A 24336-nucleotide genomic window follows, 5' to 3' on the forward strand; every position below is an offset into this window, starting at 1 on the left:
ATGTATTTCATTAAAGGGGGGCTCTGAATACATGCAGGAGCAACGACCGGGTGCAGACATAACCATTCAATATCGCAAAATTGGGCGAGACTACCTGTTCATCATTGCCGGGGGAGACGAGCATATTGGGGCGGTATCTACCGCATATAGGGATCCGAGTACGGATGAGCACGAATGGGTTGTGCAGACGAATAGAGTTCCTGGGCATAAAGAATATGTACTGACAGAGCCAATGGCTAAGCAAGCGGCGAGTCAGCTTCAGGCTACGGTTACCGTATGTGCAGGGATACATTATGATAATCTAAGTTCGGCACATATTGATGCAGTTGTTGATCATGCGTGGTCACAATTTTTGCTTATGCTGTCCACCTTTGATTAAATCACAATGGTTAGAATACGGAGAAGAAGATTGGGCAATCCTGATCTTCTTCTTTTTTATGGCTACCTACGAGTCATTATGTAAAGAAAGTATGAATGGAATGAAGATTTCTTTAAGCAGCGAGAGGAGTATACAATTTTCCACATTTCCGTATACAATAGAGATATGATTTTTTTGTTTTTTTGAAACAACTTCAGAACTGATTCGTATGAATGTGTAATGAAACATAATATTGAGCTGATGGGTATTTTGTTTCAATGGTTATGCACACAAAGGAGGAAACAATACAATGTCCGTATTTAAACGTTTGCGTGATTTAACGATGTCTAATATTTATGCCTTGATCGAGAAGGCGGAAGATCCAATTAAGATGACAGATCAATACTTACGTGACATGCAAGAGGATTTGGAAGAAGCAGAACGTGCAGTAGCCCAGCAGATCGCGATCGAGAAGCGCTTCAAGCAGTCCTATGAAGAGCAAGAAGCACTTGTGAACAAGCGTGCTGAGCAAGCAGCAATTGCAGTACAGGCCGACAATATTGAATTGGCACGCCGCGCTCTGGAAGAGAAGAAGGCAGCAGAAGCGAAAATGAACGAGTACAAAGCGAGCTATGATCAGAACAAAGCTTCAGCAGACGCTCTTCGCGCGAAGCTGGAAGAAATGCGCAAGCAATACACAGATATGAAGAACAAACGCGAAACGCTGGTTGCTCGTTTCAATGCTGCGAAGGCTCAAACGGAAATTAACAAAGCGATGGCGGGATTCAGCTCCGATACTGCGATGTCAGGCTTGAAGCGTATGGAAGACAAAATGCTTCAAATGGAAGCTCAAGCAGAAGCAAGCAACGAAATCCGTGGAGCGGGAGGCAAATCGCTCGATGATGAGTTCGCAAGCTTGACGAAGGATAAAGGTGTCGAGGATGAATTGGCAGCTCTGATGAAGAAGTACGACAAATCTGCCGAATAATCGGATACAGAAGACGCTTGTTATCTGTGTTACAAGCGTCTTTCTTTATTCTTGTACAGGTATATGGGTTCGTTAATGAAATAAAATGAAGAGAACACACTTTTACACGAGATTGCCGAATCTGGACACACTGCTGTGTAAGCAGGCTTTCGTCCAAAGGGCAATGGGGGAGGATTCGAATTGAGTTTCGGATTGGAAAACTGGTCAGTTCTGCTGGAGAATGTGCCGCGTATTGCGGTGTGGACAGCGATAGGAGCGGTGCTCTTATTCATTCTCATGATTGTAGACTCCTTGTTTACAGGCTATAAGGATGTCCATGAAATGAGACAAGGCAATGTAGCGGTAACGACTCGCTTTATTATGAAGCTGTTCTCGCAAGGCTATATTCTATCTAGTTCTATTCGTGTCGCTTACAGCTTAGGCGAGGCATTGTTGATGTCTCTCTTCTCATTTGTCATATTGCTTATTCTAGAATTGCTAATCCGCTTGTTGTTCCGTACTGTATTCAACATGAACTTGGAAGAGGGAACGAAGCAAGGCAATATGTCGTATGCACTCGTGGCTGGTTCGCTGCATGTGGTTGGCGCGTTAATTATTGCAGCCTGCATATAACAAGGGTTCAACAGGAAGGAGGCAGAACTAATGAGCTTATGGAAACGCATTAAAAATATTATGGCGAAGCCGGAAGCACCTCAACCAGAGAAAACGCCCTCTACGCTTGGCCCCGGGGATATTTGTGAAATCTCACTCGTCAGTTATGAAATTATTGGCCGTACAGATTGGCGTATGCGCAATTCTGCATGGCTGACACTGAGAGACGGATCACACATCAAATATTTATTCGTGGAGCAAAGAGAGCAAGCCTATTATAGTCTGTACGATTCTATTGACGGACGTCTGGATGATGTAGAGGAAGTTCCTACAGAAATTGAACTGGATGGTAAGTGGTATTACATGGAAGACCAATATAACGGCAGAGTCGTGTGTACAGGACAAACGCCATTTGGCGTATCTGGGGAGCAGTACGTGTGGCATTATCAAGCCGATGATCGTAAGCTGCTTCGCATTGAATGGCAGGATGGACGATTCCAGTTGTATGAAGGAGATTCCGTCATATCCGCCGACGTACGTATTCTGCGCGGTTCTTAAGAGGCGCCTATGCGAAAATTCGGATTGGATTCAATCAAATGGCTTGTCATTTTCAGCTTACTGATTCCGTTGCTAACGGCTTGTGGACAGTATGATGTTGCGGAAACGTATCCGCTGGAGTCTGTTAGTCGTGATGGTAAGAGCACTTCCTATATTTATCGCGCTGAGAATACGACCGTGCCTGAAGCGGCCAAGGAGATTGCTGATAAACGCAAGCCGAAGCAGACTTCTGAACAGAGTGACGAGCGAATGTTCCTCGTCTATGATAATGAGCTCATTCAGGTGCAGCGCGACAAGGACAAACCAGAAGATTCGATTATTGAAGTGGCTTCACAGGAATACGTAAGGCAGAATTATGATCGAAGCTTCTTGGAGATGTACCTGCAATACAAGCTTCTCGATACACTATTCGATTCATTAAGCGGGTATGGGAAGTACCGGGGTTATAATGAGCGTCGTACATACGAGCCGACGAAATCATACCAAAAGCCTACGGTGGAGGATAAGAAGAAGGCTCCTCCAATGACAGTAGATCGCAAGGGTTCCATCTTCCGCAGAGGTTCCACAACGGATACTTCTAAGAATACGGGGGGCGGGTTCTTCTCAAGGCAGCCGAAGGATAATAGCAATCGCGGCTCCATATCACGAGGGGGTAGTGGGGGAAGTTATAATCCACCGAAAGTAAAAAAATCGAAACCGCCGAAGACTCGTTCCGGTTCGGGAAGTATATTCCGCCGAAAGCGATAGCAGAAGGCAAATAAGAACCGCTCCTCTAGGATAGAAGAGCGGTTCTTATTTGATACTATTTCATTACAGTTGGTACACAATGGATTTTCCATCCAATCCTCCTGATATTCTTCCATGGGGAAATAGAAGAGATTACTCTTCCTCGTCCTGCCGCCGCTCAATAGCTTCAGACATCGTCTTATCTGTCAGGTGTGCATAGATTTCCGTTGTCTCTGTCGAAGCGTGGCCAAGCTGTTCCTTTGTTTTGTAGATGTCATTTTGCAAATAATAATCTGTGGCGAATGAGTGCCGAAGCTTATGTACAGTTAGAGCAGGCTTGCCGTATCTCTTTGCATATTTAATAATCATCTGCTGAATAGCACGCTTCGTCATGCGGTTTCCTTCCTTCTCGCCATTCTTGATCGCGAGGAAGAAGGCTTTTTCCTTTTTAGGCGCTGCATACCGAGTTGATCTAGCCTCCAAGTATTCGGCCAAGTCCTGTCTTGCGCTGTCACGGTAATAAACCGGAGTCTTGAACGTCTCATCATTATGACCCTTGCGGTATACATAGACGAGCTTGTTGTTCATATCGACATCATCCATGTTGAGATTCACAACTTCGCTAACCCGCAACCCGGAATTCAGGATTAGGCTGACAATGGCAGCGTCCCGAACCGCATTCTGCGCATGCGCATATGCAGCTTGTTTGTTATTGGCTACATCTTGGGCATAACCATCCCGCACATAATGAATGAACCCGTTAATTTCATTATCTTCAAGCAGCTTACCCTTCAGCTTAGAGGCGCTGTCTTTCGGTTTATGTACGCGTTTGATTTCGATCTTGGCCATTACATTGCGCTTCAATAATGGGTAGAAGTTCTCATCCTCCGCAATTTGACTTAAGTAATGGAATAAGGAGCGCAGGGATGACAGCTTGCGGGACACGGTCACACGAGCATTGGTTGTTTCTTTGTATGTCGTCAAATAAATGCGAAACGAAGTGATATGCTCCATGCGAAGCGATTCCAAATCTAATAAGGTAACATCCTTCTGATCATGCGCATCAGTTAATCGCTCGGATACGAGCCAGCCCAGAAATATTTCGTAGTCCCGTACATATTCCAACAAGGAGGATGGAGATAAATCGGGCATTTTATATTCAATAAATTGTTGCACGTACCAGGGCAGGGACGGCAGCTTGTGCTGAAGCACAGCACGGTCTCTCGTCTTCTGAATCGTCATATTGGGCAGAGACCTCCTTCCATACTACTTCTATTGTAATGAACGAGTGATCCCGCGTAAAGGAGTCAATGGTCAAATAGTTGTTCAAACCAATGGGGAGAGATGCTACAATGGTTAAAGTTGTGCATACAAGGAGATAAGAAGACATGAAACAGACTTACTCATTAAAGCAAAAATTGATTCAAATGCTACATATTTTATTGCCCATATTCGTTACGCAAGTGGCGATGCAGCTGATGACATTCTTTGATACGGTCATGTCAGGTAACTACCGAACTTCTGACTTAGCAGGTGTAGCGATCGCTACGAGTATTTGGGTGCCCGTATACACAGGGCTAAGCGGTATTTTCCTTGCGGTGACGCCAATTGTGGCGCAGCATATGGGAGCAGAACGCAAGCAGTTAATTGCTCCAAGTGTGACCCAGGCAGCATATTTAGCGGTCATCTTCGGAGCTGCTGTCATTGGGATTGGTATATTTGCGGTTGATCCGATTCTTACTATTATGAAGCTGGATGCGGATGTTCACCGGGTGGCAAGAGAATATTTGACTGCAATCGGATTCGGAGTCATTCCATCCTTCCTTTATACCGTAATGCGCGCCAGCATTGATGGACTTGGCTTAACTCGGGTTACGATGATCATTACCCTGCTGTCCTTCCCAATTAATGTGCTGTTGAATTACTTGTTTATTTTCGGGAAAATGGGACTTCCTCAGTTCGGTGGGGCAGGGGCTGGAATAGCAACGGCAATTACGTACTTCATTATTACATGCATTGCATTTGCATTTTTGCGTCGTAACGATCGCATGCGGGAAATGGGCATGTTTCGTTCTTGGAAGGGGATATCGCTTACCCATTGGAAAGAGATTCTTCGCATTGGGATGCCGATCGGATTATCGATTTTCTTTGAAGTAAGTATTTTCTCCATGGTAACTATATTCATGAGTGAATATGACACGGCAACAATTGCAGCACATCAATCGGCACTCAATTTTGCTTCATTATTATACATGCTTCCGATGAGCATCGCGATGTCATTAACGATTCTCGTTGGATTCGAGGTAGGCGCTAAGCGATTCAAGGATGCGAAGACCTATGCGAGACTTGGTATATTTACAGCGGTGGGCTTATCCTCGCTCTGTGCGGTATTTTTGTTCTTATTCCATAATGAAGTGGCAGGCATGTACACGAAGGAAGCGGGTGTGCGTGAGATTACATCGACGTTCCTGATGTACGCGATATTCTTCCAGCTGTCTGATGCAGTTGCGGCACCAGTGCAAGGAACGCTTCGCGGCTATAAAGATGTGAATGCCGTGTTCATGATCGCATTCGCCTCATATTGGATTATTGGTCTACCGTTAGGCTATGTACTGGCGAACTGGACGGATCTGCAAGCGTATGGCTATTGGATTGGACTGATTAGCGGTCTAGCAGCAGGAGCTGTTGCGCTGTTCACACGGCTTGCAATTGTAGAGCGGAGAGTACTGAAGAACGTACAAACAATTAGTTAATGACTTAATAAAAATTGCATTTAATAAAACTCATTTCAGTAAACTATTTGAAGAAACAAGAGGGCAACTGCTCTCTTGTTTTTGTTTGGTGTTGTTATAGTAAGAGCAGTTTCCGCATGCCGCATGAAGAAGCACTTATGAAATTCCTGTATTGTAGTTTGAAGGGTACAACCAACAATTTGCTACCTGCAAATTTTTATATGAATTAATGATCAATACTTGTATACTTTTTTATAGCAATGTGATAAGGTAGAAACGATTATGTAAGAGGAGGTATCTATTTAAGGACATGTGGACTAACTAATTGGACTCGTTATGGAATTGGATAACAACGATCCAGCGCTCTGCCGCAATGGTGGAACGGTTAGAAAACACGTGTGCCTATTTACAGATACTCCTTATCGTAATAGTTCGGACAGTGGAAGCAGTGCAGGCTGAATTAGCTTGCTCCTGTTTTGTTTTGCCGCGACTTGTACCTATGCGTAAGCTACAGAGTGCTTATGGAGGGTATGCTATTTGTTTGCGTTAGGGTTTCTTTATCGCACAATCTAATCGTGACTCATCGGCAGAGGCCGGTGAGTTTTTTTGTTGCGCTTAGTTGCGCGGATAAAGGAGGTAAACGTATGACGTTGTTGTTAAGCTGTAGAAATTTAGCGAAAGCCTTTGGAGATTTACAGGTGCTACGAAATGTTCAGCTCGATATTGCCAAGGGGGATCGCATTGGACTGGTCGGATGCAATGGTGCAGGCAAAACGACACTCGCCCAGTTACTATATGGAACAGTAAAGCCGGACACAGGTGTGATCACTTGTTTCGGAGATTCGATTGATATTGGATATTTAAAGCAATCGACTTCGTATTCAGTTCAAATGTTCAGTGAGATGTCGGAGTGCATGCTGGAGAAGGATGGGGCTTCCTCATTCATGACTGCAACAAGCATGATGGGCGTAAGACAGGTGCAGTCGTGGGAAATGGAGAGAGCTCGTCATCTGAGCGGAGGGGAGCGTACGAAGTTGGCGCTAGCTCATATCTGGTCAACTCGCCCTCATTTATTACTTTTAGATGAGCCTACGAACCATCTAGACTTGGATGGTGTGGAATGGTTGATTCGAGAACTGAATTCATACGATGGTTCGATGCTTGTCATCTCGCATGATCGATATTTTCTTGATCGGACGGTTCAGCGCACTATTGAGCTAGAGGATGGGGTTGCTCATGAATACATGGGGAACTACAGCGCGTATCGCGATGAAAAAGCTCGAAGATATCAGAATCAGCTGCATCAATATGAGACGGAGCAAAAGTATAAAGCAAAAATAGAAGCGGAAATCCACCGCTTGGAACAGTGGTCTTCCAAGGCGCATCGAGAAGCAGGTAAAGTTGGCAAAATGGCAGAGATGCGTACTGGCATCAAGGAGTTCTATCGTACCAAGGCCAAGAAAATGGATCGACAGGTGAAATCGAGGATAAAAAGGCTTCGTCGAATTGAATGTGAAGGAATTCAGAAGCCGCGAAAGGAGCAGCAGATTTATTTTGAATTTGATCATCCCGACAAACGGGGGAGACGAATGTTGGAAGCCAATCGGATTCATAAATCTGCAGGGAATAAGCTGCTGTTCCAGGATAGTTCATTTACCGTTCAGCGTGGAGATAGAATCGGACTTCTAGGGCCAAATGGGTGCGGCAAATCAACACTTATCCGGATGTTAGTAGGGCAGCTTCAACCTGATCGTGGAGAGATCTGGCTAAGTCCAAGCATTAAGCCCGCCTACTTATCTCAGGAGCTGGACGATCTGGATGCGGAGCAATGCGCATTGGAATGGTACGGGTACGACTCTGGTAGTCTTGCCGAAGTACGCACAGTACTCGCTCAGATGGGGATTGAGGCAGAAATGTTGATGAAGCCGATGAAGCAGCTGAGCCTAGGAGAACGGATGCGTCTCAAAATCGCGAACTTGATCGTCAATCGTTCAGACGTTCTTGTTTTGGACGAACCAACGAACCATTTGGATTTACAGAGCAGGACGCAACTGGAGGAAACGTTAACCTCGTATTCTGGAACGATGCTGATCGCTTCCCATGATCGGTATTTTCTCGAACGAGTATGTCAAAAATGGCTGGTTTTTCATGACGGCAAAGTGACACTGTCACAACGCTCATTAAGTCAGGCAGTGCAAGTTGGCGATGATGGACAAGGTTCGGATCAGATGGCCTCCTCAGATGAGGTGTATGATCGGTTAATGGTAGAACATAAGTTATCCCACATTTTAGCCGAGCTATCACTGTGTAAACCAGGAGATAAGAAGTATACGGTACTAGATGAGGAATACCAGTTGTGGCTCCACAGAAAGAAGCATTTGGATCAATCTAGGCATAAATAGCTGAATTTAGCGAATCATAGGAGTACATTCGTGCATGAGAGGGTGCCCAACAACATGAGAATGAAAAGGTATGTACGGTATGTACTCCTACCAATATTTATGGCTATTTTGATGTTCATGTCCGGTTTCCAAAGCGGAAGTAATATGCGATTGGATGTGCCTGAAAATGAATTAGACTCTGTGATCCACGCCTTACAAAAAGGCGGATATATTTTGTATGTGAGGCATGGCGAAGCTACGGTTGGGCAGGATCAACCGGCCGTGGATTTTCATGATTGCTCGACGCAGCGCAATCTGAGTGATACCGGAAGAGAGCAGGCTAGAATGCTTGGGGAGTCTATGCGCAAACTCAATATTCCTGTTCAATATCCAGTTGTTGCGAGTCCATATTGCCGAACCCGAGAATCGGCAGAACTTGCCTTTGGTTCAGGCAATGTGGCTGTCGATCCTTCTTTGGCGGCTATCGCTAAGCTTAGCGATAGCACAATTTCAGCTGCAGAGAAACAAAGCATTGTGACGCAGGTAGAGAAAATGTTCGAGGTAGTACCCCTGTCTGGAACGAACAAAGTAATCATCGGTCACGCTTTTCCTGCCGGTGTTGCTGTCGGTGAGATCCCTTATATGGGGACTGTTGTGATTAAGCCCAAAGGGCCGGAGAATGGGTATGAGATTGTCCAAAAAATCAGTCTTCAAGATTTCATGAGATAGGATTCCGAACAAGCAAAAGTTCCTTCATTTCGGAGTAAGGCGGTCCGCCCTCCGTTTTACCGCATTACAGGATGATTGTAGAACGACACAAACATTGGTTCAAGACATCTTTACTAAATGGGTGGAAATCCAAGGTCAAGGACTAATGTTTGTGTCGTAGATTTTCAACTACAAACACTCCTCAGATTCTACTTGATCAGAACCGCAGCCTGCCACGACCACCAAAAAGATGCTGCCAGCCATCCTACCTAGATAATGGAACAGCCATAAACCTTGTCAAAGGTAAATGATTGTGTTATTTTATATGTGTAACCGGTTTCATATTTAGAGGTGAGTAACAACGATGGCAACGATTAGAGACGTAGCGAAACATGCGGGCGTATCCGCAGCAACCGTATCGCGGGTAATCAACGACACTGGATATGTGCATGATGATACCCGTAGGAAGATTGAAAGCGCAATCAAAGAACTTCACTATACGCCGAATGAAGTAGCTAGATCCTTATACAAGCGAAAATCCAGACTGATCGGTTTCCTACTCCCTGATATCACCAACCCTTTTTTTCCTGAGTTGGCGCGTGGGGTAGAAGATAAGATGCAGGAGAATGATTTTCGAATCATTTTTGGCAATAGCGATGAAAATATACAAAAAGAAAAAGAATATATCCAGACCTTCGTACAAAATAATGTGGTTGGCGTGATTGCATCCACGAATCATCCGGATGCAGATATTTATCGGAAGCTGAAGATTCCGGTAGTATTTCTCGACCGTACGGTGGACAATCGCCCGTCGGTATATGCGGACGGACATGAAGGCGGTAAGATAGCTGCCCATGAAATGATTGCCCGCGGCAGTCAGCGGATTACGGTCATGCAGGGGCCGGCTTCCATTCGGCCGGCACAGGATCGTTATCAGGGCGCAATTGATGTGTTGAACAGTCATGGGATGGATTACAACGTAATCCGGACAACATCATTTTCGTTCACGGAAGCAGGAAAATGGGCGAAGGAATTGTTCGAGCGTTATCCGGACACGGATGGCATCATTGCCAGCAACGACATTGTTGCTACGGCGGTGCTTCATGAAGCGCTTCGGCTTGGCAAGAATGTGCCGGATGACGTGCAAATCATCGGCTTTGACGATATTCCGCTCAGCAGTCTCTTAACACCAGCACTGACGACGATCAGGCAGCCCGCTTATGATATGGGCAGAGCCTCGGCAGACCTTTTAATACAATTATTAGAGAATGAAAATGTAGATCAGAAAATCATACAAATGCCCGTGACATTTACAGAGCGGGAAACAATGAGGAAGGTGGGGCAACATGGCTAAAATTATTGTAGTAGGAAGCTCATCGATTGATTTAGTCGTTACATCATCCAAACGCCCGGGGGCCGGTGAAACAGTTCTCGGGGAAAGCTTCAAAACCGTTCCTGGAGGCAAAGGAGCGAATCAGGCCGTTGCCGCAGCGCGGCTCGGAGCCGACGTAACCATGATCGGGCGCGTAGGAGACGATGCATTCGCAGCGCAAATTTTGAACAACTTTAAGCAAAACAACGTTTGTGTCGACAATGTGGAACCGGTTCCACATATGGAAAGTGGAACAGCGCATATCATTTTGGCAGAAGGTGATAACAGTATTGTTGTTGTGAAAGCGGCCAATAATGAAGTTACCCCGGAATATATCGACCATACGAGGGAAGCTTTTGAAGGAGCGGATATGGTGATGATCCAGCAGGAGATTCCGGTGGAAACCGTTACTCATGTCAGCCGGATCTGCAAGAACCTTGGGATTCCGCTGCTGCTCAACCCAGCGCCAGCACGTCCGCTTGATGATGAAGTAATCGAAAACGCTGCTTATATTACACCAAATGAGCATGAAGCGGAAATCCTGTTTTCATCTCTAACTGTTTCTGAGGCGCTGCGCAAATATCCGAACAAGCTGTTTATTACCGAAGGCAGCAAAGGAGTGCGTTATTTCGACGGATCTAATGAAGTGCTCGTACCATCTTACAAAGTGGAAGTGGTAGATACGACAGGCGCGGGAGATACCTTTAACGCTGCTTTTGCGGTCGCACTGGCTGAAGGAACAGCGATTTACGATAGCGTCCGTTTTGCCAACCGTGCAGCTTCCTTGTCTGTAACGAAGTTTGGTGCGCAGGGCGGCATGCCATATCGTCAAGAAGTGGAGGCGCAGATGTAACATGAAAAAACAAGGCATCTTGAACAGTCATATTTCGAAAATTCTGGCCGATTTGGGCCATACAGATACAATCGTCGTCGCCGACGTCGGTCTTCCCATCCCGGAAGGGGTCAAGAAAATTGATTTGGCGCTAACGTTAGGTACACCAAGCTTTGAGGAAACGGTCAATGCCATTGCAGCCGATATGCAAATCGAAAAAGTGGTAATTGCGAAAGAAATCAAAGCGCAAAATCATGAAGCAAATGCTTATATTCAGCATAAATTCGGAGATTGTGAAATCGAGGATTGTCCTCACGAAGAATTCAAGGAACTGACTCGCAAGGCCAAAGCGGTGATTCGCACGGGCGAGGCTAAACCGTTCGCCAATATCATTTTACAAGCAGGTGTCTATTTCGGTTAGCAAGTGCTTTCAAAGCCAGTTTTGCTATGAAATCGATCAAAGGAGCAATGCTCGCAAAACTAAGCATTTGCTTCCGAGGCTAGTTTTGCTGAAGAAAAATCACAGGAGCCATGCTCCGCAAAACTAAGCATCTGCTTACGAAGTAAGTTTTGCTGCAAAGAACATCCAGAGAAGCAACGTTCGTAAAACTTTTAAGGAGGAGCCATTATGCAGATTCAAATGAAAGGAATCCACAAAGCCTTCGGCAGCAACCAGGTACTATCCGGCGTTGATTTTGACCTGCGCGAAGGCGAGGTTCACGCTCTCATGGGCGAAAACGGTGCGGGCAAGTCCACCCTAATGAACATTCTGACGGGCCTGCATGCAAGAGATAAAGGAACCATCCTGATCGACGGCAAGGAAACGTATTTTGCCAATCCGAAAGAAGCGGAGCGGCAAGGTATCGCTTTTATCCATCAGGAGCTAAATATATGGCCTGACATGACCGTGGTGGACAACCTGTTCATCGGGAAGGAGATGTCCTCGACTTGGGGACTTCTAAAATCCAAGGAAATGAAGGCGCTTGCAATTGAGCAATTCAAAAGACTCTCCGTTGACATTCCGTTGAATATAGAAGCAGGACAATGCTCAGTGGGACAACAACAAATGATTGAAATCGCCAAGGCACTGTTGACGGACACCAAGGTCATAATCATGGACGAACCGACCTCGGCGCTGACGGAAAGAGAAATTCAGACACTATTTGAAGTCATTCAGTCCTTGAAAAAAGAAGGAGTATCGATTGTTTACATTTCACACCGGATGGAGGAGATCTTCGAAATTTGCGACCGGATCACGGTTATGCGTGACGGCCGGACGGTAGACACCAAGCCAATTCCAGAAACCAATTTTGATGAAGTCGTAAAGAAAATGGTCGGCAGGGAGCTGACCGAACGCTACCCTGCTCGCAACCCTTCACCAGGTGAGATTGTCCTGGAGGTAGAGCATGCAACTCGCAAAGGATCGTTTGAAGATGTAAGCTTCAGCGTCCATCAAGGTGAAATCGTTGGTTTCTCTGGCCTGATGGGTTCTGGACGCACCGAAATCATGAGAGCACTGTTCGGATTGGATCGGCTGGATCAAGGCGAGGTCCGTATGTTCGGCAAGAAGGTCGAGATCAGAAAGCCAGTTGACGCCGTTAATCATGGAATCGGTTTCATTACGGAAGACCGAAAAGACGAAGGATTGGTTCTGGACTTTTCCGTTCGGGATAACATGGTGCTTCCAAGCATTAGCGGGTTTACAAAGAAAGGAATCATCTCAACGCAAAGTGAAAAGTTATTCGTGGACGCCTTGATTAAGCGATTGCAAATCAAAACGCATTCAGCAGAAACCGCAGCAGGCAACTTGTCCGGTGGTAATCAGCAGAAGGTGGTTATCGCCAAGTGGATAGGCATCGGACCGAAGCTGTTAATCCTCGATGAACCAACCCGGGGCGTAGACGTTGGCGCTAAGCGCGAAATCTACCAGCTCATGAACGAACTGACAGGCCATGGCGTTGCGATCATTATGGTATCTTCCGAATTGCCTGAAGTGCTCGGCATGAGCGACCGCATCGTTGTAGTTCACGAAGGACGAATCACAGGAGAATTAAATAAAGCAGAAGCGACACAGGAAAAAATAATGACGCTGGCGACAGGGGGAAAGTGATATGACAACCATCAATGATGCAAAAACAAGCAAAGGCTTTCAACTATCGCAAATGACGCAAAAGCTCGGACCGCTCCTTGGTCTATTCATACTGATTGTCATCGTGTCCGTTCTTAACCCAAGTTTTTTGGAACCGCTTAACATTTTGAACTTGCTGCGGCAGGTATCCATCAACGCATTGATTGCGTTTGGCATGACCTTTGTCATTCTTACGGGCGGGATCGACTTGTCCGTCGGCTCAACACTAGCATTATCAAGTGCGTTTGTAGCCAATATGCTCGTAGCGGGCTATGATCCGATTCTGTCTATCCTCGCTGGCTGTTTGCTTGGTGGTGTGATGGGCATGATTAACGGTCTTCTGGTTACACAGGGTAAAATGGCTCCGTTTATCGCGACACTTGCAACAATGACCATTTTTAGAGGACTGACGCTTGTTTATACAGATGGTAATCCGATTACCGGGCTTGGTGACAGCATGACATTCCAATTGTTCGGTCGCGGTTATCAGTTCGGCATTCCGGTTCCAGCAATCACGATGATTATTGCCTTCGCAGTACTGTGGGTGATTTTGCACAAAACGGCTTTCGGACGCAAAACCTATGCAATCGGGGGTAACGAGAAAGCGGCTATCGTATCCGGTATTAAAGTGTCACGCGTTAAAATCATGATTTATTCCTTAGCAGGTATGCTCTCCGCTTTGGCCGGGGCTATCTTGACTTCGCGTTTGAACTCGGCGCAGCCGACTGCAGGTACATCTTATGAACTTGACGCAATCGCTGCGGTTGTATTGGGCGGTACAAGCCTTTCCGGAGGCCGGGGACGAATTGTCGGTACGCTGATTGGTGCGCTCATTATCGGTACTCTGAACAACGGACTTAACCTGCTCGGCGTATCTTCCTTCTATCAAATGGTGGTCAAAGGTATCGTTATTCTGATTGCGGTACTCATTGACCGGAAGAAATCTGCATAAGCGAGAGGAGAGAATCACATGAAAAAGCTAACGATAATACTGTCAGCGTTACTGCTCATTTTAACTACCGGCTGTTCTCTGGAGCCTCCAAGCTGGGCGAAGCCAAAAACGGGTGGGGACTTAAAGGATATGAAAATCGGTTTGTCCGTCTCTACATTGAATAACCCGTTCTTTGTTTCCTTGAAAGATGGCGTTGTTGCCGAAGCTAAAAAACACGGCATAGAAACAATTGTCGTCGACGCGCAAAACGATTCGGCCAAACAAAGCAATGACGTTGATGACCTGATGCAAAAAGGCGTTAATGTTCTGCTGATTAACCCTACCGATTCCGCAGCCATCTCGACCGCCGTACAATCGGCGAACAGTCTTGGTATTCCTGTCATTACGCTCGACCGCTCGGCGGATCACGGCAACGTTGAAGCACTGGTTGCTTCAGATAATGTCAAGGGAGGCCGCATGGCGGCTGAATTTATTGAGAACCTCGTCGGCAAAAATGCGAAAGTCATTGAGCTTGAAGGTGTAGCGGGCGCATCGGCGACCCGTGAACGCGGCAAAGGCTTCCACGAAGTGGCAGACCAGACTTTGAAAGTTATTGCGAAGCAAACGGCGGACTTTGACCGTACAAAAGGTCTTAACGTGATGGAAAACCTGCTTCAAGCAAACCCTGATGTACAAGCTGTATTCGCGCACAATGACGAAATGGCGCTCGGTGCGATTGAAGCCATTAAAAGCACCGGCAAAAATATTCCGGTTATCGGATTTGACGGCAATGACGATGCATTAAAATCGATTCAGGAAGGCAAGCTGACAGCAACCGTAGCACAGCAGCCTGACCTGATCGGACAGCTTGCGGTGCAAGCCGCATATGATGTGTTGCAGGGCAAGACAGTGGAAAAAACCATTCCTGCGCCGCTGAAGCTGGTGACTAAGGAATAAGTTGTGACATAAGCGTGGACGATTATCCGTTTAAGAAGCTTCTTTGATAGCAAACAGGCTCATGTTTGGGCCTGCTGCTGTTAAGGGAGCTTTTTTTGTTAAGCTCTAATCATGATGCTGGGTGAACTATGACCCGAGAGATGGACACTTTAAAAAAAGTGCCTCTCTCGGGTTCTTTACGTTTATAATTTAATTTATTTATTGAGAATGGAGTATGAGCATGCGATATAGCGAGCTACAAATCAAAAAACTTGAGGGAAATCCACACGTATTGCGTGTATCAGAGTCGAATATATCCTTCACTCCTGCCTTTAAACTTGCTGCAGTTAAAGCCTATAAAGCTGGAAAAACGCCAAAGGAGATATTCATTGAGGCTGGCTTAAGGTAAGCGTTATCGGTTATTATCGGTGGCTTTCAGCCGAAGATACCCGTCAACAAAAAGAGGAGGCCGATGAGCGCGATCAGTTGCTCATTAAGACCCAAGTACAACCATGGGCAGTAATGGGGATATCTCTCTTGTGTAAAAGACGGTTCTACGAATGAGATCTTACCAAAAACGTGTAAGTGAAAATTGATTTAGACAATCCATGTCTCGAAGAGGAAATTGTTATGATAACGCACCAATGGAATCATTTTTCGGTCATATGAAAGACGAATTAGAGTACAAAGATTGTACAAGTATTGACGAACTTCGGAATCGCACTAACGAGTATATTCACTTTTACAATACCGAGTGATATCAATGGACATTAAAGAAGATGACTCCTAACGAATATAGGAATCATCTTCTGGCAGCGTAGTGCTTTCTTTATCCTGTCCACATTAAGGGTTATAGTTCATCTAAAGTAAAAGGAGTTCGTTTTATTACATTCGAGATATGTTCACCCTAAAAAGGTTCATACAAAAACCACTATTAGCATTATGGCTTGGGGGTATATTCACTGACATTCATCGCATTGGCTTCGACAGAGATCCAATACGTAGCTCCAGGTGTCTTCAAGTATAGGTTTAAGGAGTCTTCTGTGTACGGGCCAGATGTGACTTTGAAGTTGCCTTCACGATCAATGGATACCGTTACATCTTCAATTTGATTTGGCTGCTTCCCGCCCGTCTGTACCATCATCGTCGTCTGTTGGCCAGCAAGAATGGTGAATTTGCCTTCTACCGTTAAGGTGCGATCAGGATGATAGGTAGCGATAAGCGTATAATCTTTGATCACTTCAGGCTTTTTGTAGACTTCTCGTTCAGGTAAAGGAGGCAGGAATTCAACAGGTGTCCGACTGGCTGGTCTTGCGCGCAATGCCTTCAGCTTCGGCTTCAGTTCGGTAAGCAATTGAACAGCTTCGCCACGAGTTATTGTGCGGTCTGGCTCAAAGCCATTGAGCGTTGAATCCGTCGTCCCTATCATATAATTCATACCAAGCACATACCAGATGGCATTGTAATTGACGTAATGGACGCCGTCAGCCGCAGCTATAATTTCTGCAACTTTTCCTCTCGTAATCGGCTTATCTCTAGCTGGAATGCTGGTCAATCCAAGCAGCGGGATGTTTCGCATCTCAGCAATCCGGTAGGCAGAATCAGCGGCATGCTTCTGTTTAGCTGGGGCGTAAGCCTCAATATGGATTTGATACTGTTGCAGGAACATCATCCAGAATTCAGCCTCTGTTACCGTGCTTGCAGGCTTACTTGCATTGAGTGGCGGATAAGTCTTCGTCTTTAAGCGAGGCAGTACCTTGACCTGAATTCGTTCAGAGGACAAATTCCCCACATGAGCGGTAATGTAATAATTGCCTGCTTTTATTCCCTTGAAGGTAGCAGGGGACACGGGCTTAAGACCTGCTGCGTTGCTGCTGACATAACGTACTTGGTCTGTCAACGGTTCCGTGACATTATCGTCATATCGTCCTGTCATCTTAATGGAGGTCTCTTCGCCTTCATTAATCAGAATCTCTTGCAGAGCTCCCGATATGCTTACTAATTGATGGCCCTTGCCAGTCTTGAAGGACCAGGATAGGCGCTGTGTCTCGGATGAGCTATCGGTACGGTATGCCAGATTGACGCGATATGTATGATAACCCTGTAATATGGACTTCGGATAAAGGAACAGGGTACGCCCGCTCGAGACTTCTGCATAAAAAGGAACGTTATTTCCCTTCTCGTCCAAGATGCTTGCTTCATGCCAATCCAGCTTGCCAGGGACTGACGCGGAAATAATATAGCCTGAATGCTCGACATTGAACTGATCCAATGGATTCGGCACTTCATTCCCGTAGAATCCTACTGGCACATTGGTCATCCCTTGATAAGGATAGACAAAGATACGGTTACTTTGCATGGAGGACTGGTATGTACCGCCTAGATTCACAACAGCTGTTCCATCAACAAGCGCGATCCCGATCTCGTTATAGGCAGAACCTAAAATAATGTCACGATGATAGGCGGTATCCAGCCATCCTTGCATGGCCATCGTGCTGCTCTTCTGTCCAAAATGCATGACTTCACCCGTTCGGTATGAAGTTCCATAATTCCAGCCGGCGGCTTTCATTCGTTCAAAAGGTCCAGTCCCCGTAAACCCTTCCAGTCCCATTTTTTCTTGATGGGCACTTAAGGTAACCTTCTTTCCTCGTTCGTGCAAATTATAATATTTTGCATGATTGATGGCTGCTTGCGTTATTTCTTTATTAAGCTTTACAGGCGGCAGGCCAACACTTAGGCGAACCTGATTCAGCATCTCAAGGGCATCTAATTGATCCTGCGTGTAAGCCGTTGAGTCAGCGCTTGCGGCTGCCTTATTAAGCAGCATAAAAATAAAGTAAAAGACTAGCGCAAGGAATAGTGCAAAAAGGCCAAGGCGCGCAAAGTTCATGCGGAATCGCCTATGGCTTAATTCGCTATTCCAATTTGTGATTGTAAACATGATGCATAATCGTCCCCTTGTAGAAATTTGTAGATCCTTGTAATAGTTCGACAGGACGATACCAGTTCCTTTTTATATAAGCCAAAATACCCATGTGAATAAAAAAACCTTGGAAAGATCTCCAAGACTCTTCATATGCTGCCTTCTCTTTTAACAACAACCCTATAGCTATGGTGCTATGGTATTGTAATGTAATGGTTGTCGCTTTTCTATGAATGGTTGAAAGGCTAGCTTAATCAAATGATGCGATCAGATTTATTTGCCTCTCAGATCCAAAACTACGTATAATATCAATTATACGCAGTTTTTTTGAGGCTATTTTGGAAGCATAATTTAGGGAGAAAATGCGTTATGGATCGCAAGCATTGTGCGGTGACAAGTTTCTATAAGGCATTGAATGAGCTCGAGCTGACGAATGTGAACCCAGCCATCGGTGTGAAGAAATCGAAGACAGAGATGAATCGTGCACCGGTATATATGAACCCGGAACAGCTGCGCGAGCTTCTCGTGCGAACAGAAGGGAAGTATCGAGAGCGCAATCTGGCAATTCTGATGTTGATGGGATATGGGGGTCTTCGGGCTGGTGAGCCATTCCTTTGCAACGATGCTGCTGCAGAGCGGGGCAGACATACGAACCGTACAGGAGATGCTCGGACATGCCTCCATTCAAACAACTACGGTCTACACTCACGTATCTGATAAGCAGAAAGAAGAAGCCGTCAATCGTCTGCAAACCTTCATCAATTGAAGCAGATATTTGCAGCAATGCAGCTGATGCGTTTACAATAAGAAGGAAAACGAATAACGAACCTGCCCTCACTACACACTATATGGTATCAGGGAATAGAGGAGGGGTTGAATGAATGCAATCAAGACGAAGCTGCAAGCGTTATTGCATAATAAGCGGCTTGTTCAGACGCTGAAAATAGCCTTTCCATTAGCAGTCATCATTTTCGTCTTTATTCAAGGAAAGAAGGAATTATCCAGATTTTCACTTCGGGAATCGCTCCATGCGATACGATTAATATCGAGTGAGTATTTTACGGGGCTCATAGTTCTAGGCGGACTAGCGGTTGCGACCATGTTTTTCTATGATCGCCTGCTGCTGCGTTCAATTAAAGCTCCTGTTACCATAGGGAAAACGTTTCGAGTATCCTGGATCGCGAATACCTTTAACGGGATTGTCGGCTTTGGTGGGATCGCAGGGGTAGGGATTCGAACCGTTTTGTATCGTCAATTTACAGGCGATGCCAGCAGGCTGCTGATTGCAATTGCATGGATGGCGCCTTCTATGATTAGTGGGTTGTCCCTATTGGGCATCCTAGTACTGCTGCATGTGTTCCCTGCGAGTGAACTGCTCGCCGCCAAGGGGTGGCTATGGGTTGTCCTAGTCGGGGTGGCTTTGTTCTTCCCCGTGTATTTACTCTTCTCACGTTGGAAGGGAAGAGCGAATGCGAACGCCAAACTGACATTCGGATATACGGTTGTGTCATTCATCGAATGGCTCGCTGCAGGATCAGTTGCATACGTTATCTTGCTTATGCTGAAAGCAGACGTCTCCTTCGCTGAAGTCATCGGTGTATTTACGGTTAGTGCCATTGCCGGCCTTATCAGTATGGTGCCCGGTGGATTCGGAACATTCGATATTACGTTCTTAATCGGCTTGCAAGCATTAGGAGTTGCAGACAGTACAGTATTTACAGCACTGCTGCTGTACCGTACCGTGTACTATTTCATCCCGTTTACACTTGGCTTAATCTTCGCAGCATTCGAGTTCGGCGAAGTTGCGGTGAAGAAGTTCGAGGATCACCCGACGTTAGGTTCATATATTGAATCTGGCAGCATCTTGTGGTTCGTACAGCGCTCGTTATGGAATTCGCTGTCTGCTTGGTCAGTCGTAATCTTGTTGTTTATGACTTCCATATTTTTATTTACATACACGTTCACTGAGCCATCATGGGAATCATCCATGTTCGTTCTTCCGTTATTCCATGGTCAAGTATTTCCAATTGTGAATGGTATCTTACTTGGTGCCAGCCTGTTGATCCTGCTGCAATTGAAGGGACTCTTCGAGCGCACAATTCGGGCATATGTGATGACCCTGGCAGCCTTAGCGATATGTACGCTGCTGACGTTTCTGCTAGGAACGACGATTCGCCATACGTTGTGGCTGTGCGGGATGCTGCTGTTCCTGTTCCTTATTCGCTCACAGTTCACTCGTTATCGATTCCCGTTAACGAAGAGTACGATATTCTTCACAACCTTATTCGGATCACTACTCATGGTTCTGTACATGATGCTGGGATACATGCTGGCAGAATTCCATGAGAAGGTTGCGGATGCAGCAACTTACACACTTAGCTATGGCCAATTTACAACAACGCTAGTTACTGGTCTGATAGTAGCGGCTATTATGTACGTGATTGGGGTACTTGTATTCGAGCGCCATCTGAAGAAGCCGCTAGGTAGAGATTGGCGTAGCGATGATCAAGTGCTTCTGACAGGCATTAATGGCTGGATGTATCAGAATGTTGCGGACAAGCGTGTCTTCTCAGTCAACAGCGGCAAAATTCGCTTTCCCTTCATTATTAAGGGACGGCGGGTAATTATGCTTGGCATGCCGCAGCTGGAGCGGATGAAAGCGAAAGAACATGATGCTCTTCATTCCCTGTACGAACATGCGGATCGCTTCGGTCTCGATATTGTGTTCTATCAAGCAGGCATAGATGGCATGCCACTGCTTCATGATTATGGTAATGACTTCTTCAAAGTAGGGGAAATTGCACGGTATGAATTCACCGAGCCGAGCATGGCATCGCCGGTGCACCGGTATGAGCTAAGCAGCTTCCCGTTGGAAGCTGAACATGTTCAGCAAGTCATAGACGCGGCCAGCAGCTGGGAGTCTGCGACACCAGGGTATATCGAGACGCTTCAACGATTGCTGACGGTATCGGATGACACGCTCCAACTCGTTCGCTTATTTAATGAAACGGATGGAGATCTCTTGCTTGGATACGTTGTGCTGAGAGTCGATGAGGCCTCTGGGACGGTAATGATCGGTGATATTCGTTCTTGTCGCGGCTTATGTCAACCCGAACAGGATGAAGTACTTCAGCAGCTACGTGATATCATCGTATGGATCGGACAGCATCATCATTGCAAGCAGCTTGTCAGCGGATTAATTCCATTGTCCCATGTTGAGTCGGATCGTTCCCCCTATTTATGGACAGAACGAACTGCTGTTGCGATCTTCCGGAGAATCCGTGAGATGTATCCAATGAATAACTATAGAAGAATATGGCTAGCATTATTCGATGTTACGTGGGAGCCGCAGTATATTGCTTTCCGCAAGCAGCGTCATATGAACTGGACGGTATGGCGAGTAACGCGTATTATTCGACGTTTGCAGCGATAGTGTGATTCATTTCATACGAAAATGATAAAATTTTGAAAGTTACAGAAAATACATGAAAAGGCTTGGAGGCTGCTCCAGGCCTTTTTTATTGTGAAAAACCGCTTACAGCTCTGCTTTTCGACCGTACTCGCGGGTGGGACACGCTCGATAGTTCTGTTACAATAGGGGTGTTTCAGAATAGGAACGGATTTCATCAAAGTCTTATCATCAGAAGGTGGTTCCTTATGCTAGGATTTGCAATTTTATTAGGCTTCAACATCGCAGGTGTGTGGCTGCACAATTTGCTTCATCTCCCGCTGCCCGGCAACGTGCTTGGCTTGGTGCTGTTCCTGATTGCACTTGGCATGAAGTGGGTGAAGCTGGAGTGGGTTGAACAATCCGCTCAATTCCTGCTTGATCATATGTTGTTGTTCTTCATCCCTTATGTAGTCGGTATTATGGCATTTATGCCTGTTTTGAGTGCACATTGGTTCAGCATTTCTGCTGGAATTATCGGCAGTACACTGGTCGTTCTCTGGATGACAGGCTTCGTTGCTTCGAAGATGGAGAAGAAACCGGATGAAGCTAATGAGATGCCGACAAGAAAGGAAGATGCAGCATGAACCTTTTATCATGGACACAACAGCCATTGTTCGGAATAGCTGCAACGATCGTTGTGTATGCATTATCCCGTGTACTGCATGTGCGTTTCAAATGGATGCATCCGATCCTCTTTTGCTCGACGGTGTTGATCGGTTTTCTCGTCATTGGCAATATCCCGCTCCAGGATTACAAAAATGGGGCAGATATTTTGGCACTTATTCTTGGGCCAGCGACAATCGCGCTCGGTGTTCCTATTTATAAATATCGTGAGCTAGTCAAAAAGCAATTTGCTGCAATCTGCTTGTCCATTACGTGCGGCTCTATCGTGGGAATTGTGAGTGTGGCGGCGATCATGATGAGTTTAGACGGGGCGAGGGAAGTTATGCTGAGCATGCTGCCGAAATCAGTCAGTTCTCCAATCGCAGTTGAAATTTCCAAGTCATTGGGTGCTATGCCTGAACTGTCTGCTGTATTTACCGTATTCACAGGGGTTGTTGGTGCATTGTTCGGTACAACCTTCCTGCGGATGACTGGTATTCGCGGCGAAGTGCCGCTTGGGATCGCAATGGGGACGGCTGCGCATGGATTCGGGACTGCGAAGAGCTTGGCGGACTCAGAGAAGCAGGGGACATTCAGTGGATTGGCAATGGGGTTAGCGGGCCTGATTACCTCCATTCTTTTCACACCGATTTATATGTTCCTTATGTAAGAGGTAAGAACCTGATCTATGGTCAGCATGGATTGGTTAATAAGATCAGGACGTTCTTCGCAATCTGCGGGGGGCGTTTTTTTGTATGATCTGTTATCTATGATGCAACGAATGAAGGGGAGCCCCCCTACTGTTGCGTCCCATATGTATCGTTATCCCTTCGGGGAAATGAAATGAAACATTTTTGGTTCTATCACGTTGATACTTATGTGGACTTATCTGAGCATACAATTCAGATGTATCACTTCACTAATTTCGTATAAAAGGTATGGAGGAAAGGAGTTATTCCTTGAAAGCAACAATATGGGCATGGGGGATCCTCTTGGGATTAAGTTTGCCGTCTCTCGCAGGTGCAGCAGGTACATACTCTGCCGAGAAGGTGTACACCGATCTGGAGAGCGGAGCGGTCTATTATAATGTTGAGCGAATTGATCTGGAGGCGCGTGAGGAGCGTGTCGTCGTTCAAATGGCTGATGGGCAATGGAAGAAATGGGATCCGAGCATTCGGAGCATGCGAGTAGAAAAGGGGCAGCAGCATCCTCTGCTCAAGACCAATTATGCAGATAATATTGAAGGCGGGATGCAGTATACGTATGATCCTGAGGATCAGGAAGTTGTGAAGGGTAAAGTGTTTCGTTCCTCGCCAGACCGCAAATGGGGAATCCATGAGCGGCTATATTTTGTACCGACTGCAGAAGGGTACATGACCACGGTTCATAGCTATATACTGCGCAACAATCAAACAGGGCATACGAAGGAATGGCTTCGAACTAGCTATTCGACAGGGGCTGTCTGGCTCTCAGACAATCGCATCATATACAGCCGGTTGAATGGAGAAAAATCGAATCAAGAGGAGATTGTGATCTTCGACCCTGCAACAAGTCAATTGGAACGAATCGTATTCGGCAATCTTAGAGGCGTTGATCCTGAGAAGGGATACGTGGTATATACATTGAATAAGCCGGATCGTCCTCTATATGTGTTGGACTTGAAGAAGCGGATATCCAAGCCGTTGAAGGATTGGGCTGCTGCAGAGGCATATTTGCCGAAGATGGACAATGCCAAGGATGCTACCGCAGATTTGCCGACGGACTTCGATCTGGATGCATTGCCCGAGGAAAAAATAACGATGAAGATCCAGCGCGATTACGAGGTTAAGGTTGATAAGGCATCAATTCGCGTGCCGATCGTATTTGAAGAAAAAGGGTATATTCGTATCCCTGTTAAACCGCTCGCGGATGCATGCGGCTGGCAGCTTATCAAGCTAGAGAAGCTGAAAAAGCAGAATGGCGCTCATCGATTTAAGCTTGTGAATGGCAGCCGAACCATGGAGCTGAATGCGGAGAATAGTGTGTTGGAGGAAGGAACACTCTATGTTACACCTGATCAGATTAAGCAGCTTGGATACAAGTCAGTTCATGTGACTTACAATCCAGAACGCTAATCCA

General features: G+C 46.0%; 20 protein-coding genes and 2 pseudogenes. 20 read left to right on the forward strand and 2 right to left on the reverse strand.

Annotated features, from left to right (window positions below):
• Positions 1 to 31 precede the first annotated feature (31 nt).
• The 5 genes from lpdD (at position 32) to M3661_RS11760 (ending at position 3242) form a co-directional block, all read left to right on the forward strand.
• Complete coding sequence (lpdD, locus tag M3661_RS11740) at positions 32 to 379, forward strand: prenylated flavin chaperone LpdD (RefSeq protein WP_251485126.1); 348 nt, start codon at positions 32 to 34, stop codon at positions 377 to 379.
• 289 nt (positions 380 to 668) lie between these two features.
• Positions 669 to 1346, forward strand: coding sequence for a PspA/IM30 family protein (locus M3661_RS11745; protein WP_021253860.1), 678 nt, complete (start codon positions 669 to 671; stop codon positions 1344 to 1346).
• Positions 1347 to 1526: 180 nt separating this feature from the next.
• A complete protein-coding gene (locus M3661_RS11750) occupies positions 1527 to 1958 on the forward strand; it encodes a DUF350 domain-containing protein (RefSeq protein ID WP_021253859.1) in 432 nt (143 codons plus the stop codon).
• A gap of 30 nt (positions 1959 to 1988) precedes the next feature.
• Positions 1989 to 2495 carry a DUF4178 domain-containing protein gene (locus M3661_RS11755; protein WP_065291659.1) on the forward strand — a complete coding sequence of 169 codons (507 nt, stop codon included), beginning with the start codon at positions 1989 to 1991 and terminating at the stop codon, positions 2493 to 2495.
• Positions 2496 to 2504: 9 nt separating this feature from the next.
• Positions 2505 to 3242 (forward strand): DUF4247 domain-containing protein, encoded by a 738-nt coding sequence (locus tag M3661_RS11760; protein WP_251485128.1) that lies wholly within the window; start codon positions 2505 to 2507, stop codon positions 3240 to 3242.
• A gap of 132 nt (positions 3243 to 3374) precedes the next feature.
• Here the strand turns inward: M3661_RS11760 and xerS are convergent, their stop codons facing one another.
• Positions 3375 to 4463, reverse strand: coding sequence for a tyrosine recombinase XerS (gene xerS / locus M3661_RS11765; protein WP_021253856.1), 1089 nt, complete (start codon positions 4461 to 4463; stop codon positions 3375 to 3377).
• Positions 4464 to 4609: 146 nt separating this feature from the next.
• On the opposite strand from xerS, the gene M3661_RS11770 reads away from it, so the two are divergent.
• The 10 genes and pseudogenes from M3661_RS11770 to M3661_RS11815 form a co-directional block, all read left to right on the forward strand.
• Entirely contained in the window at positions 4610 to 5974 is a 1365-nt protein-coding gene (locus M3661_RS11770; RefSeq protein ID WP_251485130.1) for an MATE family efflux transporter, read from the forward strand.
• A gap of 623 nt (positions 5975 to 6597) precedes the next feature.
• Positions 6598 to 8355, forward strand: coding sequence for a ribosomal protection-like ABC-F family protein (abc-f, locus tag M3661_RS11775; protein WP_251485133.1), 1758 nt, complete (start codon positions 6598 to 6600; stop codon positions 8353 to 8355).
• Positions 8356 to 8409: 54 nt separating this feature from the next.
• Entirely contained in the window at positions 8410 to 9063 is a 654-nt protein-coding gene (locus M3661_RS11780) for a histidine phosphatase family protein (protein ID WP_251485137.1), read from the forward strand.
• Between the two features lie 343 nt (positions 9064 to 9406).
• The gene (locus M3661_RS11785; RefSeq protein ID WP_072728444.1) at positions 9407 to 10396 is read left to right on the forward strand and encodes a LacI family DNA-binding transcriptional regulator; all 990 of its coding nucleotides are present in this window, start codon (positions 9407 to 9409) and stop codon (positions 10394 to 10396) included.
• Positions 10389 to 11267 carry a ribokinase gene (gene rbsK, locus M3661_RS11790; RefSeq protein WP_251485140.1) on the forward strand — a complete coding sequence of 293 codons (879 nt, stop codon included), beginning with the start codon at positions 10389 to 10391 and terminating at the stop codon, positions 11265 to 11267. The genes M3661_RS11785 and rbsK overlap by 8 nt, the downstream gene beginning before the upstream one ends.
• A 1-nt stretch (position 11268) precedes the next feature.
• Positions 11269 to 11667 carry a D-ribose pyranase gene (gene rbsD, locus M3661_RS11795; RefSeq protein WP_142542792.1) on the forward strand — a complete coding sequence of 133 codons (399 nt, stop codon included), beginning with the start codon at positions 11269 to 11271 and terminating at the stop codon, positions 11665 to 11667.
• Between the two features lie 207 nt (positions 11668 to 11874).
• The gene (locus tag M3661_RS11800) at positions 11875 to 13356 is read left to right on the forward strand and encodes a sugar ABC transporter ATP-binding protein (protein WP_251485143.1); all 1482 of its coding nucleotides are present in this window, start codon (positions 11875 to 11877) and stop codon (positions 13354 to 13356) included.
• A gap of 1 nt (position 13357) precedes the next feature.
• A complete protein-coding gene (gene rbsC / locus M3661_RS11805; RefSeq protein ID WP_065294189.1) occupies positions 13358 to 14326 on the forward strand; it encodes a ribose ABC transporter permease RbsC in 969 nt (322 codons plus the stop codon).
• An 18-nt stretch (positions 14327 to 14344) separates the two neighbouring features.
• On the forward strand, positions 14345 to 15262 hold the full coding sequence (gene rbsB / locus M3661_RS11810) for a ribose ABC transporter substrate-binding protein RbsB (RefSeq protein WP_065294190.1): 918 nt from the start codon (positions 14345 to 14347) through the stop codon (positions 15260 to 15262).
• Positions 15263 to 15843: 581 nt separating this feature from the next.
• Positions 15844 to 15999 (forward strand): annotated as a pseudogene (locus M3661_RS11815) (integrase core domain-containing protein); the annotation flags it as partial.
• A 182-nt stretch (positions 16000 to 16181) separates the two neighbouring features.
• Here the strand turns inward: M3661_RS11815 and M3661_RS11820 are convergent.
• Complete coding sequence (locus tag M3661_RS11820) at positions 16182 to 18182, reverse strand: CAP domain-containing protein (protein ID WP_251485148.1); 2001 nt, start codon at positions 18180 to 18182, stop codon at positions 16182 to 16184.
• 354 nt (positions 18183 to 18536) lie between these two features.
• Between M3661_RS11820 and M3661_RS30260 the strand changes: the two are divergent.
• The 5 genes and pseudogenes from M3661_RS30260 to M3661_RS11845 form a co-directional block, all read left to right on the forward strand.
• A pseudogene (locus tag M3661_RS30260) lies at positions 18537 to 18930 on the forward strand (tyrosine-type recombinase/integrase); the annotation flags it as partial.
• A 111-nt stretch (positions 18931 to 19041) separates the two neighbouring features.
• Positions 19042 to 21597 (forward strand): flippase-like domain-containing protein, encoded by a 2556-nt coding sequence (locus M3661_RS11830; RefSeq protein WP_251485150.1) that lies wholly within the window; start codon positions 19042 to 19044, stop codon positions 21595 to 21597.
• Between the two features lie 224 nt (positions 21598 to 21821).
• The gene (locus tag M3661_RS11835; RefSeq protein ID WP_021253843.1) at positions 21822 to 22199 is read left to right on the forward strand and encodes a CidA/LrgA family protein; all 378 of its coding nucleotides are present in this window, start codon (positions 21822 to 21824) and stop codon (positions 22197 to 22199) included.
• Positions 22196 to 22888, forward strand: a complete 693-nt coding sequence (locus M3661_RS11840; protein ID WP_251485152.1) for an LrgB family protein — start codon at positions 22196 to 22198, stop codon at positions 22886 to 22888. Before M3661_RS11835 ends, M3661_RS11840 begins: the two co-directional genes overlap by 4 nt.
• Positions 22889 to 23177: 289 nt before the next feature.
• Positions 23178 to 24332, forward strand: a complete 1155-nt coding sequence (locus tag M3661_RS11845) for a hypothetical protein (protein WP_251485154.1) — start codon at positions 23178 to 23180, stop codon at positions 24330 to 24332.
• Positions 24333 to 24336 lie beyond the last annotated feature (4 nt).

The organism is Paenibacillus sp. MER 180 (genome assembly GCF_023713665.1).
In the GTDB taxonomy this organism is placed as follows: Bacteria; Bacillota; Bacilli; order Paenibacillales; family Paenibacillaceae; genus Paenibacillus_B; species Paenibacillus_B suaedae.